Source organism: Pseudaminobacter soli (ex Li et al. 2025), assembly GCF_029892515.1.
Taxonomy (GTDB): domain Bacteria; phylum Pseudomonadota; class Alphaproteobacteria; order Rhizobiales; family Rhizobiaceae; genus Pseudaminobacter; species Pseudaminobacter soli_A.
In genome coordinates this window covers 1-1,008 of the sequence record NZ_JARXVF010000022.1, presented here as the reverse complement: position 1 = coordinate 1,008, position 1,008 = coordinate 1, and the positions used below count along the sequence as shown (strand labels likewise).

At 65.6% G+C, this 1,008-nt stretch carries 1 protein-coding gene; it reads right to left on the bottom strand.

Annotated elements, in window-relative coordinates:
• Positions 1-1,004: formate--tetrahydrofolate ligase (locus M2281_RS29130; protein ID WP_280824696.1), on the bottom strand; the 1,004-nt coding region annotated here is incomplete at its 3' end.
• Positions 1,005-1,008 lie beyond the last annotated feature (4 nt).

Genomic DNA, 1,008 nt, shown 5'->3' with positions numbered 1-1,008 from the left:
CGCACCGTGGCGACGATGACCGCTGCCGCCGGCTTCAGCCCCGCCTTGCGGCACTTGATGTCGAAGAACTTCTCGGCGCCGAGATCGGCGCCGAAGCCGGCCTCGGTGACGACGTAGTCGGCGAGCTTGAGCGCGGTGGTGGTGGCCATCACCGAGTTGCAGCCATGCGCGATGTTGGCGAACGGGCCGCCATGCACGAAGGCCGGGTTGTTCTCGAGTGTCTGCACCAAATTGGGCTGCATGGCGTCCTTCAAGAGCACCGTCATGGCGCCATCGGCCTTGATGTCGCGGGCATAGACCGGGGTCTTGTCGCGGCGATAGGCGACGATGATGTCGCCGAGGCGGCGTTCGAGGTCCTTGAGGTCGGTGGCGAGGCAGAGGATCGCCATCACCTCCGAGGCGACGGTGATGTCAAAGCCGGCTTCGCGCGGATAGCCGTTGGCGACGCCGCCGAGCGAGCAGATGATTTCGCGCAGCGCGCGGTCGTTCATGTCCATGACCCGGCGCCAGGCGACGCGGCGGATGTCGATGCCCTGCTCGTTGCCCCAGTAGATGTGGTTGTCGATCAGCGCCGACAAAAGGTTGTGCGCGGTGGTGATGGCGTGGAAGTCGCCGGTGAAGTGGAGGTTCATGTCCTCCATCGGCACCACCTGGGCATAGCCGCCGCCGGCGGCACCGCCCTTGACGCCGAAATTGGGCCCGAGCGAGGCCTCGCGGATGCAGATCACCGCCTTCTTGCCGATGCGGTTCAAGCCATCGCCCAGGCCGACGGTGGTGGTGGTCTTGCCTTCGCCGGCCGGGGTCGGGTTGATGGCGGTGACCAGGATCAGCTTGCCGTCCTTGTTGGCCTGCACCGACTTGATGAACTCGGCCGAGACCTTGGCCTTGTCGTGGCCGTAGGGCAGCAGGTGCTCCGAGGCAATGCCGATCTTCGCCCCGATCGCCTGGATCGGCTGCTTCTTCGCGCCGCGCGCGATCTCGATGTCAGTCTTGAATTCGGGCATTGGT